Here is a 20,342-nt window from a genome sequence, read left to right on the forward strand (position 1 = left end):
GACGAGGTGCCCCATGCCCCGCCGTTTGATCTCTACCGGATCACCGTTCGAGAAGACCGCCGGCTACAGCCGCGCGGTCATCGACGGCGATTTCGCCTTCGTCGCCGGCACCACCGGCTACGACTACAGCACGATGACGATGCCGGCCGATGTCACGAGCCAGTCACGCAACTGCTTCAAGACCATCGCGGCCGCCCTGCAGGAGGGCGGCTTCGAGATGGCCGATATCGTCCGCGCGACCTACTACCTGACCGACGTCAACGACGCCGACGCGCATTTCGCCGTCTGCGGCGAGGTGCTCGGCGACATCCGCCCGGCGGCCACGATGGTGGTCGTCGCGGCGCTGCTCAAGCCCGAGATGAAGGTCGAGATCGAAGTCACCGCCAAGCGCCGCAACGCGTAGCGCCTCAGCCATCCATTCAAAGAACGCGAAAGCACCTGTTCGGAGACCATCCCCTCATGAGCTCGCAGATCCACGCGAAGATCACCGGCCCCATCGTGATGATCGGCTTCGGCTCGATCGGCAAGGGCACCCTGCCCCTGATCGAACGCCATTTCGACTACGACAAGAGCCGCTTCGTCATCATCGATCCGCATGACGACGGCGCGCTGGCGAAAAAGCACGGCGTGCGCTTCATCCAGCAGGGCGTGACCCGCGACAATTACCGCGAGCTGCTGGTGCCGCTGCTCACCGCCGGAGGCGGCCAGGGTTTTTGCGTCAACCTCTCGGTCGACACCTCCTCGGTCGACCTGATGACGATGTGCCGGGAGATCGGCGCGCTCTACATCGACACCGTGGTCGAGCCGTGGGCCGGCTTCTATTTCGACAAGCAGATGGGCGTCGAGCAGCGCTCCAACTACGCGCTGCGCGAGACGCTGCTGGCCGCGCGCCGCAAGAGCCCGGGCGGCACGACCGCGGTCTCGACCTGCGGCGCCAATCCCGGCATGGTCTCGTGGTTCGTCAAGCAGGCGCTGCTCGACATCGCCAAGGACACCAAGACCGAGATCGTCGAACCGAAGAGCCGCGAGGGCTGGGCGCAGCTGATGCAGAAGCTCGGCGTCAAGGGCGTGCACATCGCCGAGCGCGACACCCAGCGCTCCAGGAACCCGAAGCCGATGGACGTGTTCGTCAACACCTGGTCGGTCGAGGGTTTCGTGTCCGAGGGCATGCAGCCGGCCGAACTCGGCTGGGGCACGCATGAGACCTGGATGCCGGAGAATGGCCGCCGCCACGGCGAAGGCTGCGGCGCCGCGATCTATCTGCTGCAGCCGGGCGCCAACACCCGCGTGCGCTCGTGGTGCCCGACGCCGGGCGCGCAATACGGCTTCCTGGTGACCCACAACGAGTCGATCTCGATTGCCGACTACTACACCGTGCGCGACGGCGACAAGGTGGTGTACCGCCCGACCTGCCACTACGCCTATCATCCGGCCAACGACGCGGTGCTGTCGCTGCACGAGATCTTCGGCGCCACCGGCAAGATGCAGGAGAAGTGGCACATCCTCGACGAGAACGAGATCGTCGACGGCATCGACGAGCTCGGCGTGCTGCTCTACGGCCACGGCAAGAACGCCTATTGGTACGGCTCGCAGCTCTCGATCGAGGAAACCCGCCGCGTCGCGCCGTATCAGAACGCGACCGGCATGCAGGTGTCGTCCGCCGTGCTCGCCGGCATGGTCTGGGCGCTGGAGAATCCCACCGCCGGCATCGTCGAAGCCGACGAGATGGACTTCCGCCGCTGCCTGGAGATCCAGACGCCGTATCTCGGCCCGGTGAAGGGCTACTACACGGACTGGACCCCGCTGAACGATCGCCCGGGTCTGTTCCCGGAGGATATCGATACCAGCGATCCCTGGCAGTTCCGCAACATCCTGGTGCGGTGATTTAGGACGCGCTCTCTCCTCCGTCATGGCCGGGCTCGACCCGGCCATCCAAGCGCCGCGCGACGGAAAGACGTGGATGCCCGGGCCTTCGCCGCGCCGAAGCGGCTTCGGCCGCGCAGGCGGGACAAGCCCGGGCATGACGGCGTGGAAGTAGCGTGCGCCCCTCGCAGTGTTCGCTCGCTGCAGCGACCTACTTCTTCTCCATCGGCGGCGCGACCTTCTCCGCGGGGGCCGGCGGCAGGGCCGGCTTTGCGCCTTCCTGAACGGCGGCGGGATCAGGCCGCGCGGGCTCCGGAGCAGGCGTGGTCGGGCGGGTGCCGCCGGGCTTGGATTCGGCAGGCGTCGCGGACGGCTCGGGGGATGCCGATGGTGCTGCCTGCGCCATCTGGTCGAGGTGGCCGGCCTTGATCTCCGTCAGCGAGATGATCGCCATTAGCGCGCCGAGGCCGAGCAGGCCGGCGGCGAGCCAGAGGTCGCGGCGCAGGGTGCGTTTGCTGTTGATCGGGGCCATCGGCTGTCCTCCGCATCATTTGATGCAGCGAAACAACAACCGTATCACAGCGAGGTTCCCCCTTCGGGTCTGCGCCGCTATGCCCCACGAGCGATCGGAACCCGCCTCAGAGCGGCAATAGCCCCGCTTCGCCGCTTTCATCCGAGAACGCCAGCCACGTTCCCGCGGCATTCCAGCCAATTGCCACCACCGGCGGGGTCCCGTTCCGCCGCACCAAAATCTCGGCGCCGTCCTGCATGCGCACCATCAGCACGGTGCCGTCCTCGTAGCCGCAGGCCAGGATGTCCTGCTTGGGATGACAGGCCACCGCGGTGACCTTGGCCTTCATCGGCGCCAGCATCGCCGGCTCCTTGCCCATCGGGCCGTCCTTGCCGACGAACGGCCAGAGGATGACCATGTCGGCGCCCGACGTGGCGAGGAAGCGCCCGCCGCTGCCCCAGGACATCGACTTCACCCGCGACGGGTAGCCGGTCATCCGCATATGCCGGCTATCGGCGAGGCGCCAGCCATGCAGCGCCGCCTCGTGCATCGAGGTCACCAGGAATTTGTTGTCCGGGCTGAAGGTGACGCCGAGATGCGAGCCGGCCCAGCCGAGAAACTCGGGCTCGCCCGCCATGTTCGGAAACCACAAGGTGGCGCCGTTGTAGTGCGCGATCGCGAGCCGCAGGCCCTTTGGCGCGAACGCCAGCCCGCCCGCGGTCGAGGGCACCTCGAGCGACTTCTCCTCGCCCTTGGGCGCACGCACGAACGCGGTCTTGCCGACCGACCAGGCGATCGCGCCATCGGGGTGCACCGCGACGTTGTCGATCCAGCGCCGCTTCGGATCGGTCGCGAGCACGCTCACCGTGCCCGCCTTGTCGAGCGACGAGACCTTGCCGTCATCGCCGCCGAACAGGATGCGCGATCCATCGGACACCGCCGACAGGATGCCGCCGCCTGTCACGTCGACCTTGCTGACCGCGCCCTCGGTGTCGACCACCGCGACGCTCTCCTCGGTACCGACGAAGGCAGCGCGGTCGCCGAGATAGTGCACGGCCGTGACCGCCATGCCGAGCGAGACCGGCTTCACCTTGTCGGTGACGGAGACGATGGATGCGGCCTCGCCGCCCGTATCGAAGTTGCTCATCAGGATACGATGCAGCGCTCGAAGCCTTCACGGATGGCGTCTTCCGGCAGCTCGCGGCCGATGAAGACGACGCGGCTCTGCCGCGCCTCGTCGGGCTTCCATTTCCGCTGGTGATCACCTTCCAGCATCATGTGCACGCCCTGGAAGACGTAGCGGTCGTCATCGTCCTGGAACGACAGGATGCCCTTGGAGCGCAGGATCCTGCCGCCCTCGGTCTGCACCAGGTTCTGCAGCCACGGCATGAACTTTGACGGATCGAGCGGCTTGTCGGAGCGCAGCGACAGCGACTGCATCTCCTCGTCGTGATAGTGCTTCAGGCCGTGATCGTGGTGGTGGTGATGATCATGGCCGTGGTCGTGATCATGATGGTGATGATCGTGATCGTCGCCGGCGTTCAGGAATTCCGGCTCGATCTCCAGGATGCGGTCGAGATCGAACGCGCCGCGCTCGAGCACGTCCGAGATCGCGATCTGGCAGCGCTCGGTGCGATGCAGCCGCGCGTAAGGATTGATGGCGCGGATACGCGCCTCGACCTCGGCGAGTTCCGGCTTGGTGACGAGATCGGTCTTGTTGAGCACGATGACGTCAGCAAAGGCGATCTGGTTCTTGGCCTCGGGCGCATCCTTGAGCCGGTCCGACAGCCACTTGGCGTCGGCGACCGTCACCACGGCGTCGAGCCGCGCATTCTTCTGCACGTCCTCGTCGACGAAGAACGTCTGTGCGACAGGCGCCGGATCGGCGAGCCCGGTGGTCTCGACGATGATGGCGTCGAACTTGCCCTTGCGCCGCATCAGGCCGGAGATGATGCGCACGAGATCGCCGCGCACGGTGCAGCAGATGCAGCCATTGTTCATCTCGAACACTTCCTCGTCGGCGCCGACGATGAGGTCGTTGTCGATGCCGATCTCGCCGAACTCGTTGACGATGACGGCGTACTTCTTGCCGTGGTCTTCGGAGAGGATGCGGTTGAGAAGCGTGGTCTTGCCGGCGCCGAGGTAGCCGGTCAGCACCGTCACAGGGGTCTTGCTCGCGTCGGACATGCTCACTCCGAAAACTGAAATCGCGTCGAAAATGGCTCAAAGCGCACGGCCCGCGAGGGCTCGAAAACCCTAACGGACCAGCGCGCTCGTCAGGGCCCTTATATTGTGCCTGACCATGGCAATGTAAGTGGGAACGGGGCCCTTTTCACCGCTCAGGGCATCCGAATACAGCGTGCCGCCGATCTTCGCCCCGGTCTCGGCCGCGATCCGGCCGACCAGCCGGTCGTCGTTGAAATTCTCCAGGAAGACGGCCGGAATCCCGGCTTTTTTCACCTGACGGATGATCTCGGCGACATCGCGCGCCGACGGCTCGGTCTCGGTGGAGACGCCGAGCGGGGCGATGAAGGCGATGCCATAGGCGTCGGCGAAATAGCCGAAGGCGTCATGGGTCGAGATCACCTTGCGCCGCTCGGCCGGGATCTTGTCAGCCTCAACGCGCACCTCACGATCCAGCGCCGCGAGCTCCGCCAGATAGCGCTCGGCATTGGCCTTGAACGTCTCGGCATCGGCGGGATCGGCCGCGACCAGCGCGTCGCGGATGTTCTTGACGTAGACCATCGCGTTGCCGACCGACTGCCAGGCATGCGGATCGGCATCCGAGCCGCGTTTGCGCGGGGCGATGCCCTGGGTCGCCGTGATGATCCTGGCCTTGCTGCCAGAGGCCTGCTGCAGCCGCGGCAGCCAGCCTTCGAGGCCGAGGCCGTTGACGATCAGAAGCTGCGCGGCGCCGACGTCCTTCGCATCGTGCGGCGTCGGCGTGTAGACGTGCACGTCGCTGTCCGGCCCGACCAGCGAGGTGACCTCGACCTTGTCGCCGCCAACCTGGCGGGCGAAGTCGGCGAGGATCGAGAAACTCGTGACGACGTTCAGCCGCGTCTCGGCCGATGCGGGCACGACGGTGCAGAGGCTGAACAACAGGCTCAGGACAGGCAGCAGGCGCTTCATGCAGATCGACTTCACGCTTCGAGATGACGTCCCGGAAACAGCTGCGGAACGACGCCGCCGACGCGTCCGAACAGCACCGAGCCGAGATAGAGCAGCGACGCGACCAGGATGATCGCGGGGCCGGAGGGAATGCGGGTCTGGAACGACAGCACCAGGCCGATGTAGCCGGACACGATCGCCGAGCCGACCGCGATGCAGATCATCGGCGTGATGTCGCGCGACCAGAACCGCGCGATGCCGGCGGGCATGATCATCAGCCCGACCGCGAGCAAGGTGCCGAGCGCCTGGAAGCCGTTGACGAGATTGACCACGATCAGCCCGAGGAAGATCAGATGCGCCGGCGCACCGGCCCGGCTGACGGTGCGCAGGAACAGGGGATCGACGCTCTCGACCACGAGGGGACGATAGATCACCGCGAGCACGACCAGCGTCAGCGTCGCGTTGGCCGCGACCATCAGCAAGGTCGGGTCGTCCATCGCCAGGATGTTGCCGAACAGCACGTGCAGCAGATCGATGTTGGTGCCCTTGACCGACACGATGGTGACGCCGATCGCGAGCGACGCCAGATAGAAGGTCGCGAGCGACGCGTCCTCCTTCAGCCCGGTCGACCGTGACACCAGTCCGGACAGGAGCGCCACCGCAAAGCCGGCGATCAGCCCGCCGGTGGTCATCGCGAACAGATTGAGGCCCGACAGCAGGAAGCCGATCGCCGCACCAGGCAGGATCGCATGCGCCATGGCATCGCCGACCAGGCTCATGCGCCGAAGCATCAGGAACACGCCGATTGGACCGGAGCCGAGCGACAGCGCGATGACCGCGGCGAGCGCGCGGCGCATGAACTCGAACTCCGAGAACGGAGCGAACAGCACCTCGCGCAGCATCAGGCCGCCTTCGAGGCTTGCGCGGGCACGCAGGGCGCGGCCGCATCGTCGAAGGCCTCGCACATCCGCCGCGCCTGCAGGAGATTGTCCGACGTCAGCACGTCCGCGGTCGGCCCCCAAGCCACCGCCTCTCGCGCCAGCAGCAGGGTCTGCGGAAAGTGCGCGCGCACCATGTCCATGTCGTGCAGCGCCGCCAGCACGGTGCGCTGCTCGCCGTGCCAGTGCTCGATCAGTTGCAGCAGGTCGGACGACGTCTTCGTATCCATCGCGTTGAAAGGCTCATCGAGCACGATCACGCGCGCATCCTGCAGCAGCACGCGGGCGAACAGCAGGCGCTGCATCTGGCCGCCGGACAGCGTGCCGATGCCGCGGGTCTCGAAGCCGGTGAGGCCGACGGCGGCGATGGCGTGGGCGATCTTGTCGCGCGCCGCAGCGCCGATGCCGCCGAAGATGCCGACGCTGCGCCACAGCCCGGTGCTGACGAAATCGAACACCGAGATCGGGAAGGTGCGGTCGATGTCGGCGATCTGCGGCAGATAGGCGATCTCGCGCGGCTTCAGGCCGGCGGCGGTGATGCTGCCGGCGAGCGGCTTCAGCAGCCCGACGATGCCGCGAAACAGGGTCGACTTGCCGGCGCCGTTGGGGCCGACAACCGCCAGCAGCGCGCCCGGCGCGACCTCGCCGGAGAGGTGATGCACGGCCGGATGGCGGTCATAGCCCAGGGTCACGTCGCGGAATTGCAGCTGCGCCATCGCCGTGATCACCGCATTGCCATGATGACGATCACCCAGAGCACCGCACTCGCGGCCAGCGCCGCCCCCAGCCGGGCGGCCACCGGCATCCGCAGGATCGACCACGGCGCCGGCTGCGCCGGATGCGGCGCGGCAGGGTCGTGGCTGTGGGCACGGCCGTGGTTATGGGCATGGCTGTGCCCATGCGCGCCGTGCGCATGGCTATGGCCGTGGCTCTGGAGGGCGGACTGCGTCATTTCGTCATGATGTTACATTATAACATCACGCCTGTCCACCGCCGCAGGTTAACGACTTGCCGAATGGAAGGGCCAGCCACTCCCTATCCCCGAGCGGCCCCTGGATCGCTTCGCTACGCTCGCGATGACGGAGCAAGGTTCGGGCGGATTGCCCTATGACCGGTTAGGCGGCACCGGGTGCGACCACAAACTCCGTCATCGCGAGCGCAGCGAAGCGATCCAGGGGCCAAGTGAAAGGTCGAACCTCGCCTTAAGGAGCGACCGGCCCCGCCTCAGCTCAAAACCCGCACCAGCGCCAGGCCCGCGAACAGGCCGGCGATCGAGATGCCCACTGAGCCCACCACATACAGCGCCGCCAGCCCCAGCGCGCCGCGCTCGTAGAGCAGCGCGGTGTCGAGCGAGAACGCGGAGAACGTCGTGTAGCCGCCGAGGATGCCGGTCATCAAAAACAGCCGCCAGTGCTGGGTGGCGCCGCCCTTGAAGGCGAGGTAGCCGGCGATCAGGCCCATCACGGTCGAGCCGGTGATGTTGATGATGAAGGTGCCCCACGGGAAATCGGTGCCGAGCGCACGGGCGCTGGCCATGTTGATTGCGTGGCGAAGCGAGGCGCCGCAGCCGCCGCCGACGAAGACGAGACAATAGCCGAACAGCTGATTCACGGACCCTGACCTTGCATCGACGGGAGAACGAACGCCCTGCCCCTTGACCATCACGAGCAAAATTCTTGCCGAAATGCCGCGTCCCTTGCAAGGACCGCCCGCTCATTGTCCCGCCACGAAAAAGGGCGGCGAGCCCATGCTCACCGCCCTGCTCCGTCGATCGAGCGAGATCAGACAGCCTTGCTGTAGAGCTCTTCGACATATTCCCAGTTGATCAGGTTCTCGACGAACGCCTTGAGATAGTCGGGACGGCGGTTGCGGTAGTCGATGTAGTAGGAGTGTTCCCAGACGTCGCAGCCGAGGATCGGCGTCGCGCCGTGCACCAGCGGGTTCTCGCCGTTCGGGGTCTTGGAGATCTCGAGCTTGCCGTTCTTGACCGAGAGCCAGCACCAGCCCGAGCCGAACTGGCCGACGCCGGCGGCGGCGAAGTCGGTCTTGAACTTCTCGAAGCCGCCGAGATCCTCGTTGATCTTCTTCTCCAGCGCGCCCGGCAGCTTGGAGCCGCCGCCATTCGGCTTCATCCACGACCAGAAATGGATGTGGTTGAAGTGCTGGCCGGCATTGTTGAAGACGGCGGGGTTCTTGCCGAACGAGCCCTTGACGATCTCCTCGAGGGACTTGCCTTCGAATTCAGTCCCCTTGATCGCATTGTTGCCGTTGGTCACATAGGCCTGGTGATGCTTGTCGTGGTGGTACTCGAGCGTCTCCTTGGACATGTAGGGGCCGAGGGCTTCATAGGCGTAAGGCAGGGGGGGCAGCGTAAAGGTCATGGGGTCGGTTCCGCAACTTGTGGGAAGACGGGATTTAACGGGACCTCCTTATAGAAGGTTCCGAACTCCTAAACACTGTGATTCTGGAAAAAGCGAGCCGTTTTGATGAGCATCGAGATCGAGGTCCTGAATGGCAACGCCTCCTGGCCGCAGGCCAAGCCGCTGTATGATGCGATCTGGCCGCCGGAGGTCGTCGCCACACTACCCTGGGCCGGTATCACATTTGCGCATGCCGACCTGCGGGTGCTGGTGCTGGACGAGGCCGGCGATGTGCTGTGCCATGTCGGGATCTATCGCCGGCTGGTGAAATGGAACGGGCAGAACGTCAACGTCGCCGGCATCGGCGGCGTCTTGACGCGCGCCGATATGCGCAATCGCGGCCTCGCCACCGTGGGCCTCAACGCCGCGATCCAGACGCTGCGACACGAGGACACCATCAACTACGCCCTTCTGTTCTGCGCGCCCGACCGCATCCCGTTTTACACGGCGCGCGGCTTCATTCCATTCGACGGCGAGGTCTACGCCGAACAGCCGGACCAGGGCCGCATCCGCTTCGACACGCTGTCCGCCCTGGTCCACGACGTCAAACGCACCGCCCCCACCCGCGGCACCATCGACCTCTGCGGATTGCCTTGGTGAGGCTGTCTCTACGTGGTCGTCCCGGACAAGCGCGCGGCACGCGCGCGCCGATCCGGGACCCATACCCACAGGGAGAAGTTTGAGGCACGCGTGTCAGTGGGCCTTTTGCCTGACACATCCGCCGCTGAGTATGGGTCCCGGCTCAAGGCCGGGACGACAGCGAAGCGCAGGGACCTACTTCCGAAAAAAATAATTCTCTTGCATATTTTCCGAAATCATGATTTCCTCCCCGCATCCCGCCTCACTGCAAGGGGCGTTGCGCGCGATCGTCACGACACGCGAGGCGGGGATGCGATGGCCGCGGGAGATCGCAGCATCCTCTTCAAACGAGGGTGCGGACGAACGATCGCTTGCGGACGTGAAGTCGCAGCGTCCTGATACCCCGACGCTGGTATCAACTCGGCGCTATGCTAGCGCATTGCGCTGGGGATGGTGGCCAACAAGCCCGGCGCACCAGGGAGACTGCGTATAAGCGTGAGACTGTCGCGCAGGGAATGCCGGATGACCGGCTTTGCCTGTGGTACCTGCCGCCTGCATTCTTTTCGCAGGCGGGCCATGGGTGGGGCCTTCACCCGGCATTCCCTGCGCCCTTGCACTTCTCGCGAGGGACGAACTGATCGCAGACCTCGGGCCGTGTAGGCCGCGAGATCATATCGCCACGTCCATGCTGTTTGAGATGTGAAGAAGCCTCCCTCCACGTGCCGTCCCGGACAAGCTGAGATGTGCGTAGCGCGTCGCAGCGCCGATCCGGGACCCATACACCGCAGCAGACGTGACGGGCAAAATGCCAATGACCAGCCTGCCTCAAACCACTCCCTGTGGATATGGATCCCGGCGTTCGCCGGGATGACAACGGAGTGTGTTGATGCAGTTGCCCGATCCTCCGGTGTTGCCACGCCGGAGACACGATCCGGGCGCCATGAGACAGGCCGGCAAGGATTTGAGACGATCGCCCGCTGATGCACCCGATCGTGATGATGACACTCTGGACAACTTCACCTCTCCTGATTGCAACGTCACCGTTTGCTGTTATGGAAGCGCGGTTTCAACGGGGGTGAAGATGATTTGGATTTTGCGTCTGGCTGGTCTCGCATTTGCGGCCCTCTTGATCGCGCAGCCGGCCATGGCGGCGGACGATCCGTCGGGCACCTGGCTCACCCAGGCCGGCGACGCCAAGATCAAGGTCGCCAAGTGCGGCGCCAATCTCTGCGGCACCGTCGTGTGGCTGAAGGAACCGATGGACACCGACACCGGCAAGCCGGCGGCCGACAGCAAGAATCCCAATCGCGCGCTGGCCAACCGCCCGATCATCGGACTGCAGCTGTTCGAGGGCGTTCACCCCGACGGCCCGAACAAATGGTCCGGCAAGATCTACAATGCCGATGACGGCCAGAGCTACAGCAGCCACATCTCCGTCGCCGGCCCGGATACGCTGAAGGTCGAAGGTTGCGTCGGCGCGCTGTGCGGCGGCGAGACCTGGACGCGCTCGCGCTGATCAATCGTCAGGCGACCGCGGCCTTCAACGCGGTCGCAGCCGACGCGTAGCCGCCCTGCGCGCCGTCGATGAAGTGAACGTGGTCGGGGCGGATAGCCGATGGCGTGAAGCACGTCATCATCGCCGCGCTTTGGCGATGCAGCCCATAGCGGACGATGCCGTTCGACGCCGCCGCGCTGAGGCGCCGCTCCAGTTCCTGGGCGAGCTGCTCGGTGCAGTCGAGGATCATGCGCAGGGCATCGTCGTATTTGCGGAAGTCGGAATTCTCGACGACCTGCTGCTTGTAGAGGTCGGGCACGAACCCGCCGATGCTGATACCAAAGCGCATGACGGTGTAGACGAACAGCGTGCGCCCGAGCACGCGGACCCAGCGCGAGAATGTCGGTCCGCGCCCCGCGCGCACCTCGTAGCCCAGACCCTGCGGCGGCCAGGTCAGCGCCGGTCCGCCCGCAGGCACCGGACGACCGGCCTCGGGACTGCGCTCGGTCAGCGCGATGATGTCCTCGATCGTCCTGCGGAACGCATGCGCGTCGCCGCCAGCCGCCGGCAGCACCAGCACCGAGAGGATGAGACCGCGCGCCGACGGCATCTCCTCGAACCGGCACGACAGGCCGGACAGGTCCGGCTGCGCGCCGGGCACAGCCTTCGGGATCGCAAATTCGCCGCGCTTCATCGCCGCCTCGGCCCAGCCCAATCCGCCGCCGGCGAACATCGCGTAGGACAGGTTGGCCGACGGGCCATAGCGCGCCACGCGGACATCGAGCCCTTGTGCGCGGATGGCGCTGACCGGCACGAGGGCAATGCGCATCGACAGGCCGAGATCGTCCTCCACCCAGCTGGCCGTGGCCGCCAGCGCGTCACGCGCAGCATCGGCATCGCCGGGTCCGACCGCGAAGCTCGCGCCATCGCCGCCGAACACGAACGGAAATTCGCGCCCCTCGAGCGCATTCGTCACCGCGGCAATGATGGCCGCCCCGGCCATGTTGACCGCCTTGTAGCGCCGGTCGGCAATCGCCTTCGTCGAGTCGACGATATCGGCGACCCCGACCATCCAGTCGCCGGGCAGCGGCGCGTACAGCGCCGGATCCATCAGCCGCGCGAAGCTGCGAAACACCGGGATCGAGGCGTAGTAATCGGCAGCGCTGGTGTTCGCCATTGCGAGGTATCCATCCAGATTACGCTCTCAAAGAGGAGCTACGGAGATGGCTGTCAAGCAGGTTCAGACGGCCAGCCCGTCCCGCGATCCGCATGGCGATACCAGCTGGCGTCATACGGCCCGGCGCCGTCGACGACCGGCCTGTTGCGTTCAGCCATGGTTCACGGGGGACATGGAACATTGCTCCCATGGTCGAGGAGCAGTGCAGGGGGATGTCGAACCATGGCGCCATCGGGGCCTTCAGATGCAGCCCTCGTTGCGGCTCTGGGCGAGCCCCCTACTCCAGCGCGCTGACGTTCCAGGTCGCATGACGTACGCCAGACAGCTTCGCCAGCTCCGCAACGACGCGGTCGAGCTCGGCAGTCTCCACCGCAAGCGGCACCAGCGTCGCAGCGATTTCGACGATGTCCTCGGAGCGATAGACGACATCGGTCTCCCGCACCGGATATTTGGCGACCTCGAGCCGCTCGTCGAGCGCCTCGCGCAGCTCGGCCGCATGCAGCGCGTCGGTGGTCAGCACGATCTTGTAGTTCGCCTCCGAGGTGCGCGCGTTGAGCGGAATGCGGTCGATGGCGTTGACCAGCGGCCGCAGCAGCGTGTTGCCGGCGAGCACGAACAACGTGAGCGCGACCGACTGCGCGATCAGGTCTGCGCCGGCGCAGGCGCCGACCGCGGCCGACGCCCACAGCGTGGCCGCCGTGTTGAGCCCGCGCACGTTCATGCCTTCCTTCATGATCGTGCCGGCGCCGAGAAAGCCGATGCCCGACACGACATAGGCGATGATCCGCACCGCGCCATCAGCGCCGGTGAGGCGGTTGCCGATGTCGACGAAGGCGGCCGCGCCGACCGCGACGAGCACGTTGGTCCGCAGCCCGGCGCTGCGCTGGCGGTATTGCCGCTCGGCGCCGATCAGCGTGCCCAGCACGAAGGCGGCGAACAGGCTGACCAGCGTGTCGGCGAAATCATAGACCTGAAAGGTGTGCAGGAAACGCATGGGCAACCGGATGTCTTTGTGTCACGCTGGAGAGGCCATCGGGCGACAGCCGTGCAGACGCACGGCCGGGCCGCCGCGACGGCGCCGCTTTCTTAGTCCGTCCTTGATCGAAATCAAATCCCACTCCCTCCAGCGTATCCTAGGCTGACATGATCAACAGGCAGATGACGCAAGTGCCCGACACGCGAAGGGATCACAGTCCCGCCGTCCGGCTGGGACATGATGCGGTGAGTGCCGTGAAGCTGTCGCAACAGCTCACCGCAGACGTCGATGCGTGGGCCGAAATGCATCAGATCACGCGCTCGGATGCTATCAGCCAGTTGCTGATGATCGGCCTGCATGCCTCCAGGCCCACGGGGATGCCGCAGCCAACGCAGCGGGATCCGCTGGCGATCGAACAGACGGCGATCCACCAGATTGATCAGATGCTCGATCCGGGCCTGCCGGCGGACGAGCGCGAGCGGCGCATTCGTCGCCTGATCGACGGCCCCGCCGAATTTGCCCGTGAGCGGATCGACCTGCCCAAGCATACCGGCTGAGCTACGCGGCCGAGCGCGCCGCGACGGCCTCGTAGATGTCGTCCTCCTGGGCGGTGTGCATGCGGACCAGCGTCTCGATCGCCTCGATCACCCGCTGGGCGTCGCGGATCAGATAGCGGTCGACATGCTCCGACGGCAGATCCTCGACCAGGCGCCCGAGCAGCCGCGCCAGATGCAGGATCTCGCGATGCGCCCGGCTCATCGCCGACAGGCCGTGCGCATCCTGCAGCAGGCGCGCCAGCCGCGGATAGACCGAGCCTTCGTCATCGCGCTCATGCGCGACGACCTGGTCCTGGACCACGGCGTTGGCCTGCGCGATCAGATCCACCGCCTGCTCGGGCGCAGCCTCGTCGAGCGCATCGACGATCGCGCGCAGCCGGTCCAGCCCGCGCAGCAGCGCCTGGTGATCGTGCCGGAGGCCGCGACCGTCCTCGGCGGTGATGCGTCCGGCGCTGCCCCTTCTGGCCGGCAGCAGCGCCCTGAGCGCGTTGAGGATGACGGCGACGTCGATCGCCTCCTGCACCAGCGCCGCGGGCACCGGCTGCAGCAGGCCGAAGGCCGCCGCCGCCATCGCGACGAAAGACAGCGCCATGCCGGCGATGATGCTTTCCAACGCGATGCGCCGGGCGCGCTGGGCGATGGTGATGGCTTCGCCGACGCGGTCGAGCCGGTCCGCCAGGATGACCACGTCGGCCGCCTCGGACGACGCGCTGGCGCCGCGGGCGCCGAGCGCGATGCCAACATCGGCCGACGCGAGCGCCGGGGCATCATTGATGCCGTCGCCGACCATGATGGTCGGATGCAGCCGCTGCTCGCTCTTGACGGCGTCGACCTTGTCGGCAGGAACGCGGTCGGCCAGCACGGCATCGAGGTCGAGCGCCGCGCCGATCGCCTGCGCCGCCGCGGCACGATCACCGGTCACCATCACCATCCGCGCGATACCGGCCTCGCGCAGCCAGCGGATCGCTCGCGGTGTGTCGGCGCGCAATTCGTCGGCAAGCAGCAGAGCCCCGATGAGACGGTCATCCCGCGCAATGAAGACGATCAGCGCCGAGCGCCAGGAGGCGCGGCGGATCGCCCGCGCCGCCCATGGCGGCGGCGTACGATTGCCGAGCACGAGATCACGCGAGCCGGCGATGACACGGCGGCCATCGATCATGCCTTCGAGGCCCGAGCCCATCGTCTCGCGCACCGCCTCCGGTACCTTGAGCCTCAGCCCGCGGTCGCGACCGGCCTGCACGATCGCATGCGCGACGACGTGGTGGGACGCCTGCTCCAGCGAGGCGCCGAGCTGAAGCACATCGTCGGCATCCTCACCCGGGGCCGCTTCGACCGACAGCAGCCGCGCGCCGCCGACGGTCAGCGTGCCGGTCTTGTCGAACAGCACGGTATGGGCCCGCGCCAGCGCCTCGAGCTTGCCGCCGCCCTTGACCAGGATGCCGCTCCGCGCCGCCCGCGCCACGCCGGCAATGAAGGCGACCGGCGCGGCGAGGATCAGCGGACAGGGCGTCGCGGCGACCATCACCGCAAGAGCCCGGATCAGATCCCCGGACGCAAAATACGCGGCAGCCGCGATGGCAAGGCTCACCGGGAGGAAGATCAGCGCGTAGCGGTCGGCCAGCCGCACGAACGGCGCCTTCGCGGTCTGCGCCGCCGTCACCAGCTTGACGATGCCAGCATAGGTGCTCTCGCCCGCCGTCGCCGTGACCGACAGCTCGAAGGTCTCGCCGGCATTCAGCGAGCCCGACAGGATCGCCATGCCGCGGGTCTTCGTCACCGGGATGGGCTCGCCCGTCAGCGCGGATTCGTCGACCACGGCCATGGTCGTCTCCACCACGCCGTCGACCGGGACGATCTCGCCGGCACGGACCATCAGTCGATCACCCACGATCACATCGGCAACCGGGACATCCTCGATCTGGTCGTCACGCCAGCGATGCGCCTGGCGCGGCGCACGGTCCACCAGCGCGCGCAGATCATGCTCGGCACGGGCCACCGCGATGTCCTCAAGCACGTTGCCGCCGGAATACATCAGCGCGACGACCGCGCCGGCGAGCGGCTCGCCGAGCACGATCGCAGCGCTCATCGACACCAAGGCGATGGCGTCGACGCCGATGCGGCCGGCGAGCACGTCCCGGACGATCGAGATGATCAGGCCGGCGATCACTGGGACGGTCGAGGCCGTGAAGGCAATCCCGGCGAGATCGCCGCGGCCGACCACATGCGCGAGACCGCCGGCGGCGAGGCCCGCGACCGCGATTGCTACGAGGGTCCACCGCAGGATGCGCTCGAACATGGAGAAGGGTTCCGGATTGCCGCGGCACTATCGCCGCTACGCCGAGCCGGACGCTTGAGCGAAATCAACGGCGCGTCCACCGGAGCCGCGAGCCGGACGCAATCGCCTCAGGCGGTGTTGCCGGCGTCCACCGTCAGCACCGTGCCGGTGACGTTGCGGCCGCCGTCGCCGAGGAGATACTCGACCATGGCCGCGACATCGGAGGTCTCCGGCAACCGGCGCAAGGCGCTGCGTCCCGCGATGCGCCGCTGCTGCTCCTCGTCCATGCTCTGCGTCAGCTCGGTGGCGATGAAGCCCGGCGCGATCGCATTGACGGTGATGCCGACCTTGCCGACCTCGCGCGCCAGCGAGCGCGTGAAGCCGTTGGCGGCCGCCTTGGTCGCCCCATACACCGAGAGGCCGTTGTAGCCGGTGCTGGCGATGATCGAGGAGATGTTGACGATGCGCCCCTCGCCCGCGGCCATCATGTGGCGCACGACGTATTTGGTAAGGATCATCGGCGCCAGCACGTTGAGCCGCACCAGACCCTCGATCTCCGAATTGTGCATGGTCGCGAGCAGGCCCTCGGTGCCGATGCCGGCGTTGTTGACGAGGCCATAGAGCGGACCGAACTCGTCGCGCACCGATTTCACGAAGGCGGGGATCGCATCCACTGCACTGAGATCGCAAGCGCGGAAATGAATCCCGGCACTGCTGGCGCCGAACTCGGCGATGGCCGCGCGCAGCTCCTCGCTCTCGCGCCGCGCGACCGCGATGACGTCGAAGCCTGCGCCCGCGAGACGGCGTGCGATCGACAATCCGATGCCGCGGCTGCCGCCGGTGACGAGGACGTTACGCATCGGTGCGCGCCAGTTTGCCGGCCGGGGTGACGTCGAGCGCCGGAACGAAACGGATCATCGCGGGCACCTTGTGGGCTGCAAGACGGGCGCGACAATCGCCGAGGATCTCCTGACGAACGGCATCGACACGCGCCGGATCGCTGCCCCCCGTCAGCACCACCTCGGCGACGACGATACCGCCGGTGATCGGGCTGCGCCGCGACTTGGCACGCGACATCCGCACCTCGGGATGGCCATTGATCACGGCCTCGATCTCTTCGGGATGCACCTTCAGGCCGCCGACATTGATGATGCCGTTACGCCGGCCGACGAAGTAGTAGCGGTCGCCGCGCAGCTCGACCATGTCGCCGGTGTCGACATAGCCGTCAGCGTCCGTCAATGCCGCCGCAGCGCGCCCGACATAGGCATGCGCCGCGCGCTTGGAGCGGATGCGCAGCGAGCCGTCGACGACCTTCATGTCGACGGCGCCGCGGCCCTCGCCGAGCAAGGCCGCCGGAAAACCTTCCAGTCCATCATTGACCGCAAATCCGACGCCGGCCTCGGTCGACGCATAGGCGTGGCCGATCGATGCGTTCGGAAACGCCTGATTCAGGCCGTCGAGCACGGCCTGATCGGCGATCTCTCCCGATAGCCGCACGTAACGTGGTGAGAATTGTTCGGCCGACCCGCTCATCAGCAGCTTGCGCCAATGTGACGGTGTGCCCGAGATGTGCGAGACACCGCGCGCGTTGAGGCGCGCGACGTGATCCGCAAGTGCCTCGCCGGTATCGGACAGCACCATCGAGCCGCCGCCGACGATCGCGCGCAGGAAGATCTGCAGCCCGCCATAGCGGCGGATGTCGTAGAACGTCGCCCACACCGGCGACGCCTCGCCAGGCACCGGGCGATCGCCGACGATGGCGCCGCACAGGCCCTCCAGCGTATGACCGACGATCTTCGGCACGCCCGAGGTGCCCGACGTCAGCATCAACCATTCGGTCGCACGGACCGTCCGCGCGGCCTCGGCCGTGGGCTGCGGCAGGCCGACCGGGACGACGAGATCGACGCCGCAACCTGCGAAACGCCCCGGCTCGTCGGTGACGACGGCATCGATGCCGGCATCGGTGATGATGCTGCCGAGATGCTCGTCCTTCAGGTCGGGCGGGCACAACAGCATGCGACGGGCGATGCCATCGATCTCGATCAGCGCGAGTCCTGCCAGAAGCTGGCCGGAGGTTGCGAGCAGGGTCGAGCGGCCATCGAGCTCTCCGCTGCGGCCGCCGAGACAGCTTCCACGCGACAGTTCGGCCAGCGACACCACATGGCGCGGATCGGAGATCGTCCGCTCGGTCAGCGCCGTGCCGAGATGATCGCGCAGCGCGAAGATCTCACGCGGGGACATTCTCGTAGGCCCTGATGAAGTCACCGATCGTGTTGGGGAACGTGACCTCCTCCGACAGCGTGAACGGATCGACGCCGAGGTCGTCCTCGAGACGGGCGACCAGGATGGCGAAGGCGAGTGAATCGAACCCGGTCTCGTGCAGCGTCAGATCATCGGTCAGCGCCGGCAGCTTGACCTTCTGCTCGTCCGCAATCTGCTTGATCGCTGCAACAATTCTCAACCGTACCGACATGGCGAAATCCGTCATTGTTCAAACGATGCGGCCGAGCCTAGGGGGAGATGGTGAAGGAACCGGGAGCTTCGCGGTATCTTTCGCGCCCGTTGGTAAATGCACCTCGCCGCCTATGATTAAAATCATCTACAAACGAACCTCTCCGGTCGTGATGCGCGCGTACAGGTCGCGATCGAGCGGGCGGTAGACACCCGTCGCACCATCACGGATATAGAGCGGGTCCGCGACGACCGCTGGATCAAAGCCTTCGCGCATCAACTGCTGCTTTTTCTGCTTGAAGGTCTCGGTCGCATCGAGCGAGGCGGTGAGGCGCAGCACCACCGGCTGCGCATAGGCCGGTAGCCGGCGCGCGAGCTCGGTCGAGAGCCTGGCCAGATCGAAATCATCATCGACCACCAGCGCCGCCATGCCGGCACGTCCATCGGTGCCCGGAATGACGACGCCATAGGTGGACGCTTCAGCGACGCCCGGGCATTGCAGGATCGCTTCGTTCACTTCGCTGGTCGCAACGTTCTCGCCTTTCCAGCGGAACGTGTCGCCGACGCGATCGACGAAGTAGAAGAAGCCCTGCTCGTCCTGGCGCATCAGATCGCCAGTGCGAAACCAGGCATCTCCCTCGGCGAAAACATCGCGCAGGATCTTCTTCTCGGTCTCCGCCGTGTCCGTGTAGCCTTCGAAGCGGCCGCCGCCTTCGTCGGCCTTGCCGATGCGGCCAACGGCCTCGCCGATCTCACCGCGCGCCGCCGGCACGCAAAGTCCGTCCGCGCCGCGCAGCGGCGCGCGCTGCTCGTCATCGAGCCGGATGATCGCGGCCGGAAAACGATGCGCGAGCAGCGACGGCACGCGGCCGATTGATCCCACCTTGCCCTCGACGTTGTAGAGCGAGAAATTGCCTTCGGTCGCGGCGTAGAATTCCAGCATCTGCGGGATCGCAAAGCGCGCCTGGAACGCCTCCCAGACATCGCCGCGCAGACCGTTGCCGCAAGCGAGCCGCAGCCGATGGGCGCGATCGAGCTCCGTAGGCGGCGCCGCCAGCAGGTAGCGGCAGAGTTCGCCGATATATTGCACGAGCGTGCAGTCGTAGCTCACGACGTCGCGCCAGAACTGACGCGCAGAGAACTTCTCCGCCAGCACCGCCGCACCACCGGCCCGCAGCATGCTGCAGGGCGCGACGATGCCGCCGACGGAATGATACACCGGCAGGCAATCGTAGAGGCGATCGACGGGACTTGCGCCCGTGAGTCCCGCAAACCAGCCGCCCCAGTTAAGGATGCGGCGATGGCTGATGCTGGCGGCTTTCGGCAGGCCCGTGGTGCCGGAGGTGTAGATCAGCAGCGCGCGATCGTTGATCGTGACGTCAGGCCGTTCCGCCTGGCCAAGAGCTTGCGTGGCCATCTCAGCCAGCGCCGCGCCGAGATCGCCATCATGGTCCCAGACCCGCGGCGTGTCCGAGATGAGCGGCGCGGCCGCCTCATAGGACGCTCGAAACTCGTTGGAGAGAATGACATGGCCCGGCCTGGCGACGTTGATGCAGTGCGCGAGCGACGATCCCACCAGATTGGTGTTGATCAGCGCAACGACGCCGCCGATCCGGCTGATCCCGAGCCACGCCGCCAGATAGTCGGGCCGGCTCGGCAGCATCAAGGCAACCGTGTCGCCGGGCCGAATGCCGTTGCCGAGTGCCCAGCGGGCATATTGGTTGATACGCGCAGACAGGGCGGAATAGCTGAGCGTCTCGCGATCCGAGATCAACGCGGGATGGTCCGGCTGCTGCGCGGCCCATCCGTCGACCAGATCGGCAAACAGCCGCGTCGGCTCCGCCTCGATGCGCGCTGTCAGCTCGATCGCCTTCAGCCAGATCTTCGCTGCCGACGGCCGCGGGCCGGCTATGACGGGCTGTGCAGATCGGCCCGCGCGCTCGGAGGTCATGCCTTCCACCCCTTCAAGTTCGCGTCGTTATAGGCGGG

The 20,342-nt window shown here is 66.6% G+C and carries 21 protein-coding genes; 5 read left to right on the forward strand and 16 right to left on the reverse strand.

The genetic code is table 11. The features are described 5' to 3' along the window. The first annotated feature begins 13 nt into the window (after positions 1-13). Positions 14-403 carry a RidA family protein gene (locus ACQR1I_RS27005; RefSeq protein WP_434869231.1) on the forward strand — a complete coding sequence of 130 codons (390 nt, stop codon included), beginning with the start codon at positions 14-16 and terminating at the stop codon, positions 401-403. Between the two features lie 56 nt (positions 404-459). Further along, positions 460-1,884, forward strand: coding sequence for a homospermidine synthase (locus ACQR1I_RS27010; RefSeq protein WP_434869230.1), 1,425 nt, complete (start codon positions 460-462; stop codon positions 1,882-1,884). A gap of 190 nt (positions 1,885-2,074) precedes the next feature. On the opposite strand, the gene ACQR1I_RS27015 is transcribed toward ACQR1I_RS27010, so the two are convergent. The 9 genes from ACQR1I_RS27015 to ACQR1I_RS27055 form a co-directional block, all read right to left on the reverse strand. After that, positions 2,075-2,395, reverse strand: a complete 321-nt coding sequence (locus ACQR1I_RS27015; protein WP_434869229.1) for a hypothetical protein — start codon at positions 2,393-2,395, stop codon at positions 2,075-2,077. A 106-nt stretch (positions 2,396-2,501) separates the two neighbouring features. Further along, entirely contained in the window at positions 2,502-3,521 is a 1,020-nt protein-coding gene (locus ACQR1I_RS27020; RefSeq protein WP_434869228.1) for a WD40 repeat domain-containing protein, read from the reverse strand. Next, positions 3,521-4,561: a CobW family GTP-binding protein gene (locus ACQR1I_RS27025; protein ID WP_434869227.1), complete on the reverse strand. Its 1,041-nt coding sequence runs from the start codon at positions 4,559-4,561 to the stop codon at positions 3,521-3,523. Before ACQR1I_RS27025 ends, ACQR1I_RS27020 begins: the two co-directional genes overlap by 1 nt. 69 nt (positions 4,562-4,630) lie before the next feature. After that, entirely contained in the window at positions 4,631-5,506 is an 876-nt protein-coding gene (locus ACQR1I_RS27030) for a metal ABC transporter substrate-binding protein (RefSeq protein WP_434869226.1), read from the reverse strand. Between the two features lie 11 nt (positions 5,507-5,517). Then, a complete protein-coding gene (locus tag ACQR1I_RS27035) occupies positions 5,518-6,387 on the reverse strand; it encodes a metal ABC transporter permease (protein ID WP_434869225.1) in 870 nt (289 codons plus the stop codon). After that, positions 6,387-7,139: a metal ABC transporter ATP-binding protein gene (locus ACQR1I_RS27040; protein ID WP_434869224.1), complete on the reverse strand. Its 753-nt coding sequence runs from the start codon at positions 7,137-7,139 to the stop codon at positions 6,387-6,389. The genes ACQR1I_RS27035 and ACQR1I_RS27040 overlap by 1 nt, the downstream gene beginning before the upstream one ends. Before the next feature lie 8 nt (positions 7,140-7,147). Continuing rightward, on the reverse strand, positions 7,148-7,375 hold the full coding sequence (locus ACQR1I_RS27045; protein WP_434869223.1) for a hypothetical protein: 228 nt from the start codon (positions 7,373-7,375) through the stop codon (positions 7,148-7,150). Positions 7,376-7,647: 272 nt separating this feature from the next. Continuing rightward, entirely contained in the window at positions 7,648-8,034 is a 387-nt protein-coding gene (gene crcB, locus ACQR1I_RS27050) for a fluoride efflux transporter CrcB (protein ID WP_434869222.1), read from the reverse strand. A gap of 170 nt (positions 8,035-8,204) precedes the next feature. Further along, positions 8,205-8,804: a superoxide dismutase gene (locus tag ACQR1I_RS27055; protein WP_434869221.1), complete on the reverse strand. Its 600-nt coding sequence runs from the start codon at positions 8,802-8,804 to the stop codon at positions 8,205-8,207. A gap of 105 nt (positions 8,805-8,909) precedes the next feature. Between ACQR1I_RS27055 and ACQR1I_RS27060 the strand changes: the two genes are divergently transcribed. Beyond that, a complete protein-coding gene (locus tag ACQR1I_RS27060) occupies positions 8,910-9,443 on the forward strand; it encodes a GNAT family N-acetyltransferase (RefSeq protein WP_434869220.1) in 534 nt (177 codons plus the stop codon). 1,060 nt (positions 9,444-10,503) lie between these two features. Continuing rightward, positions 10,504-10,938, forward strand: a complete 435-nt coding sequence (locus tag ACQR1I_RS27065) for a DUF2147 domain-containing protein (RefSeq protein WP_434869219.1) — start codon at positions 10,504-10,506, stop codon at positions 10,936-10,938. 7 nt (positions 10,939-10,945) lie between these two features. Here the strand turns inward: ACQR1I_RS27065 and ACQR1I_RS27070 are convergent, their stop codons facing one another. Continuing rightward, entirely contained in the window at positions 10,946-12,094 is a 1,149-nt protein-coding gene (locus ACQR1I_RS27070; protein WP_434869218.1) for a DUF3095 domain-containing protein, read from the reverse strand. A 277-nt stretch (positions 12,095-12,371) separates the two neighbouring features. Next, positions 12,372-13,088 carry an MgtC/SapB family protein gene (locus ACQR1I_RS27075; protein WP_434869217.1) on the reverse strand — a complete coding sequence of 239 codons (717 nt, stop codon included), beginning with the start codon at positions 13,086-13,088 and terminating at the stop codon, positions 12,372-12,374. A gap of 149 nt (positions 13,089-13,237) precedes the next feature. Here ACQR1I_RS27075 and ACQR1I_RS27080 point away from each other — a divergent pair, with 149 nt between their 5' ends. Continuing rightward, positions 13,238-13,627 carry a hypothetical protein gene (locus ACQR1I_RS27080; RefSeq protein ID WP_434869216.1) on the forward strand — a complete coding sequence of 130 codons (390 nt, stop codon included), beginning with the start codon at positions 13,238-13,240 and terminating at the stop codon, positions 13,625-13,627. 1 nt (position 13,628) lies between these two features. Here ACQR1I_RS27080 and ACQR1I_RS27085 read toward each other — a convergent pair whose 3' ends face one another. From ACQR1I_RS27085 to ACQR1I_RS27105, 5 genes are all read right to left on the reverse strand, one after another. Beyond that, positions 13,629-15,923, reverse strand: a complete 2,295-nt coding sequence (locus ACQR1I_RS27085; protein WP_434869215.1) for a heavy metal translocating P-type ATPase — start codon at positions 15,921-15,923, stop codon at positions 13,629-13,631. Positions 15,924-16,030: 107 nt separating this feature from the next. After that, positions 16,031-16,762, reverse strand: a complete 732-nt coding sequence (locus ACQR1I_RS27090) for an SDR family NAD(P)-dependent oxidoreductase (RefSeq protein ID WP_434869214.1) — start codon at positions 16,760-16,762, stop codon at positions 16,031-16,033. After that, a complete protein-coding gene (locus tag ACQR1I_RS27095) occupies positions 16,755-18,143 on the reverse strand; it encodes a class I adenylate-forming enzyme family protein (RefSeq protein ID WP_434869213.1) in 1,389 nt (462 codons plus the stop codon). The genes ACQR1I_RS27090 and ACQR1I_RS27095 overlap by 8 nt, the downstream gene beginning before the upstream one ends. Continuing rightward, the gene (locus ACQR1I_RS27100) at positions 18,130-18,375 is read right to left on the reverse strand and encodes a phosphopantetheine-binding protein (protein ID WP_434869212.1); all 246 of its coding nucleotides are present in this window, start codon (positions 18,373-18,375) and stop codon (positions 18,130-18,132) included. Before ACQR1I_RS27100 ends, ACQR1I_RS27095 begins: the two co-directional genes overlap by 14 nt. Before the next feature lie 126 nt (positions 18,376-18,501). Next, positions 18,502-20,304: a long-chain-acyl-CoA synthetase gene (locus ACQR1I_RS27105; RefSeq protein ID WP_434869211.1), complete on the reverse strand. Its 1,803-nt coding sequence runs from the start codon at positions 20,302-20,304 to the stop codon at positions 18,502-18,504. Between the last annotated feature and the right edge of the window lie 38 nt (positions 20,305-20,342).

This window comes from Bradyrhizobium sp. HKCCYLS2038 (genome assembly GCF_051167655.1).
In the GTDB taxonomy this organism is placed as follows: Bacteria; Pseudomonadota; Alphaproteobacteria; order Rhizobiales; family Xanthobacteraceae; genus Bradyrhizobium.